The organism is Nonomuraea sp. NPDC001684 (genome assembly GCF_053596515.1).
In genome coordinates this window covers 1-4478 of record NZ_JBSFGJ010000616.1, presented here as the reverse complement: position 1 = coordinate 4478, position 4478 = coordinate 1, and the positions used below count along the sequence as shown (strand labels likewise).

Here is a 4478-nt window from a genome sequence, read left to right as displayed (position 1 = left end):
GGCGGGAGCCGCGTCGTCCGCCAGCCTGACCTGGCGATCGGCCCCGACTCGGTCGGCTACCGGCTGACTGAGGAAGCATTGGTGTTCGGCGGGGCGACGGTCACGGCCACTGACCTGGCGGTGGCCGCCGGGCTGGTCGACCTCGGCGACGCCTCCGCTGTGCGCCAGCTCGACCGCGACTTCGTGCGGCGAGGCGTGGCGCTGATGGCCGGCACGGTCGCCTCGCTGGTCGATCAGGTGCGTGTCTCGGCGAAGCCTCTGCCGGTGGTCGTCGTGGGCGGCGGCAGCATCCTCATGCCCCCGACGCTGCCCGGCGTGCCGGAGGTGCTCACGCCTCGCCATCACGGCGTCGCCAACGCCATCGGCGCGGCGATCGGCCAGATCGGCGGCGAGGTGGACCGGCTGTTCGCCATCACCTCGACCCGCACCCGCGACGACGTGCTGCGCCAGGCCCAGGAAGAAGCCATCGACATGGCGATCGCCGCGGGCGCCGTCCCGTCGAGCGTCAAGATCGTCCTCCTGGACGAGATCCACGTCAGCTACCTGCCGGGCGACGCCGTCCGGGTCGCCGCCAGCGCGGTCGGCGACCTGGACCTGGGCCCCGCCCCCCGCGTGACCGAGGAGGCCCAGTGGGCTACGACCTGACCCTGGAGGACCTGCACGACCTCGCCGAAGGGGCGGCCGTCCTGGGCACGGGCGGCGGCGGCGACCCCTACATCGGCCGGCTGCTGGTGGAGGAGCAGATGCGGGCGGGCCGCAGCGTACGCCTCATCGGCGTGGACGAGCTGCCCGACGATGCGCTGGTGCTCCCGTCGTCCATGATGGGCGCCCCGACAGTGTTCGTGGAGAAGTTGCCGTCCGGGGAGGGGAACGTCGCCGCGTTCCGCGCGCTGGAGGCCCATCTCGGCCGCACGGCGTACGCGGTCATGCCGACCGAGTGCGGCGGCCTCAACTCCATGATCCCGCTGATGCTCGGCGCCCAGCTCGGCCTGCCCGTCGTGGACGCCGACGGCATGGGCAGAGCATTTCCGGAGCTTCAAATGCAGACGTTCGGCGTGCTCGGGGTGTCCGGCTCGCCGATGGCCATCGCGAGCGATCACGGCGACACCAGCATCATCGACGCGTCCGACAACAAGCGCATGGAGGACATGGCGCGCGCGCTGACCATACAGATGGGCGGAGCGTCCTACATCAGCGACTACCCGATGGACGCCGCCGACGTCCGCCGCACCTCCGTGCACGGCACCCTCACGCTGTGCCGCCTCATCGGGGCGACGCTCCGGCAGGCGCGAGCCGCGCACGCCGACCCCTTCGCGGCGCTGACCGAGATGCTGGCCGACACCATCTACAGCCTCGGCGTGGTGCTGTTCCGCGGCAAGGTGGTCGACGTCGAGCGGCGCACGATCGGCGGATTCACTCGCGGCCAGGCCCGTCTGGTCTGCGCCGACGACCCGGGCGACGTCCTGGAGATCACGTTCCAGAACGAGCACCTGGTGGCCCGCCGCGGCGGCGAGGTGATCGCCATCGTGCCGGACCTCATCTGCACCCTCAACAGCGAGACGGGCGCGCCGGTCCCCACCGAGTCATTGGCCTACGGCCAGCGGCTGACCGTGTACGGCATCTCCACCCCGCCGATCATGCGCTCCCCCGACGCCCTGGCGTGCTTCGGGCCGGCCGGGTTCGGCTTATCCGACTCCTACACGCCGCTGGAGGACCTCCTGGCCGCACGCCCCTGACACCCCTTCGACTCCCCTGCCGGGCCTACGGGGGCCGGGCAGGGGAGTCTCGTCTTTGCCGGAAAGAACCTTGATGCTCATCACTCTCGACCACGTCGACACGCTGGCCATCGGCGCCACCCTGCTCGGTTCGGGCGGCGGCGGGGACACCGCCATCGTGTCCGCGATGCTGACGCACGCGCTCACCGAGCACGGCCCCGTCCCCCTGGTCTCCACCACCGACCTGCCCGCCGACGCGCTCGTGGTGCCGGTCGCCGCGACCGGGTCGATCACGCTCATGCTGGAGCGGCCCCCGTCCGGCCCCGAGTTCGCGCACGTCGTCAACATGGTCGGCCACCACCTCGGCCAGACCCCCCGGGCGGTCACCGGGTTCGAGGTAGGCGGCGCCAACGGGCTGTTCGCGGTGGCGGCCGCGGCGTGGACGGGGCTTCCGCTCGTGGACGCCGACGGCATGGGCCGGGCGTTCCCCGGCGTCGACCAGGTCACGTTCAACGCGGGCGGGATCTCCGCTGTCCCTGCCGCGCTCGCCGACCCCTCCGGGAATCATGTGGTGTTGACCGGCGCGGCCACCAACGCGGCCGCCGAACGGCTCTTGCGGGCGACGCTGCCCGCCCTCGGCGGCTGGGCCGCGACCGCCATCTACCCGATGAGTGCCGAGCAGGCCGGCCTGCACGCCATCCGGGGGAGCATCAGCCGGGCGCTCGCTCTCGGCGAGCGCTTCCAGCACGCGCAACGCAACCCCCGAACCCGCATCCAGATGCTCGCCGACCACGAGGCGGGCCTGCTGTTCACCGGGACCGTCGCCGAGATCCTCCGCCACGCCCGCCCGCGTACCGGCGCCACCATCACCATCGCCCACGACAGCGACCCCTACCGGGCGCTGCGCATCGAGGTCGCCGACGAATACCTGCTGGCCATCCAGGACGGCGAGATCGTCGCCCAGGTGCCGGACATCATCGCCGTCCTCGACTACGACACCTGGCAGCCCATCACCGCCGAGCAGATCGGCGTCGGCCGCACCGTCCAGGTGGTGAGGCTCCCCGGGCCCGCCGAGTGGACCACCCGCCAAGCCGCGCCCCTGGTAGCGCCTGCAGCGTTCGGTCTTCGCGACCTCGACGCCGACGCCCTCCTCCACGCCCTGGAAGGCCCGACCGCATGATCACGGCACGAGACCTTCTCAACGAGCCCGCCCTGGCCGAATTCACCATCCGGGGCGGCGCAGCGGGCTTGGACCAGGTGGTGCGTGCCGCCGCCCTGGTCAGCACGAGCTCCGACCTTCCCATGCTGCCCGCCGGCGCGGCCGTCGTGGTCGACCTGGCCGACCGCGCCGGCGTCAGCGCCCAGCACCTGGTCGAGGTGTTCCTCAAGCGGATCCACGCTCGCGCGGCCCGCATCCTGATCGTATTGGGCTACCACGAGACGGTCGCCGCCTCCACCATCCGCCTGGCCAACCAGCTCCAACTGCCGGTGGTCACGGTGCCCCGGACACCTGCCACGTTTTCGGCGCCCGCGCTCACCGCCCGGCTGATGGCCATCGTGCACAGCCCCGAACTGGCCTACGCCCAAGCGATGAAGATCGCCGCGAGGAAACTGGCGGTCGCCGGATCCGTGGACCGCGTCCTGGCCATCGTGGGCGACACGCTCAACGGCAACGCGGCGCTCGTCACCGCCGATGGCCACATCACCGCCGGGACGCTGAGGCGGGCGTCGGCCGAGGCCGCGACCCGATTCCCGAGCGTCACCTCCGAACGCTTCCCGGACCACGCGTGGGCCTCGTGCCCGATCCTGGGCACCGCGCACACGCTGTGGCTGGTGTGCGAGACCCGCCACGGCGGGCCCGCCTGGACCGTCGCCGCGGAGGGCACCGTCCAGATCGCCGCGCACGCCGCGTCGGCCCGGCTGCTGGAGAGCCGCCTGCAGTCCGAGAGGGATCACAGCACCCGGCACAACCTGTTCATCGAGCTGATCCACCTGGACCGGGAAGCGAAGCTGCCCGAGCACCTGATCGAACGCGCCTCCAAGGCGGGCCTACCCTTGGACGGCTGGCACGTCGGCACGCATTTCACCTGGCCAGACGCCACAGGCGATCTCGATCCGGAGGTGCTCGCGGAGATCGCCGTCGCCCTGGCCAACGCGCTCGCCAGCAAAGGCATCGAGAGCCCCCTGTTCACCCGGGCGGACGGCTGGTCATCCTGGCTGACCTTCCCGTCCCGGCCGACTGGCCCGGACGAGGAGCAGCTGCTCGCGCGGGTGCAAGACGCCATCCGCGACTTCAACGCCGCCTACCGTGGCCGCTACTCCCTCGTGGCAGGGGTCGGCGGCCCGGCCACCGGCCCCGGAGCCGTCGCCTTGACCATCTCGCAGGCCCATCAGGCAGCCATCGCCGCGGCGCAGCGTCGGCCCGGGACTGTGGAGTCGATCGGGCGTCTGAACCCGCATCAGATGCTCGCCACCTGGTACGGCAGTCGGGCCTTCCGGGATTACGCCTGCCAGCTGCTCGGCCCGGTCCTCGCGGACCCTCACGCCGACGTGCTGCTGACCACGCTGGCCGCGTTCCTGGCTACGCGCTCGACGCGGGGCGCGGCCAGGAGGCTGCGCCTTCACCGGAACACGATCGGCCAGCATCTGGGCCAGGTGAGGCGGCTTCTGGATAACCCGCTGGACGAAGCGGACTTCGTGCCGTTGTTCCTGGCGTGCCGCGCTCTGGGCTACGGCTCGGATGATGCGGGTCAGGAAGGCGAC

At 71.9% G+C, this 4478-nt stretch carries 3 protein-coding genes and 1 pseudogene; all 4 read left to right on the top strand.

Annotated features, from left to right (window positions below):
• Nucleotides 1-645: pseudogene (locus ACWCSD_RS48570) on the top strand (hydantoinase/oxoprolinase family protein); the annotation flags it as partial.
• Nucleotides 630-1736: a DUF917 domain-containing protein gene (locus ACWCSD_RS48565; protein WP_449925950.1), complete on the top strand. Its 1107-nt coding sequence runs from the start codon at nucleotides 630-632 to the stop codon at nucleotides 1734-1736. The pseudogene ACWCSD_RS48570 and the gene ACWCSD_RS48565, both read left to right, overlap by 16 nt.
• A 73-nt stretch (nucleotides 1737-1809) precedes the next feature.
• Entirely contained in the window at nucleotides 1810-2895 is a 1086-nt protein-coding gene (locus ACWCSD_RS48560) for a DUF917 domain-containing protein (protein ID WP_449925947.1), read from the top strand.
• A partial coding sequence (locus ACWCSD_RS48555) for a helix-turn-helix domain-containing protein (protein WP_449925944.1) occupies nucleotides 2892-4478 on the top strand: 1587 nt, incomplete at its 3' end. The genes ACWCSD_RS48560 and ACWCSD_RS48555, both read left to right, overlap by 4 nt.

Bases quoted from the DNA above. Each gene is read 5' to 3' on its own strand.
- ACWCSD_RS48560 (WP_449925947.1), top strand. From the start codon at position 1,810: ATGCTCATCACTCTCGACCACGTCGACACGCTGGCCATCGGCGCCACC.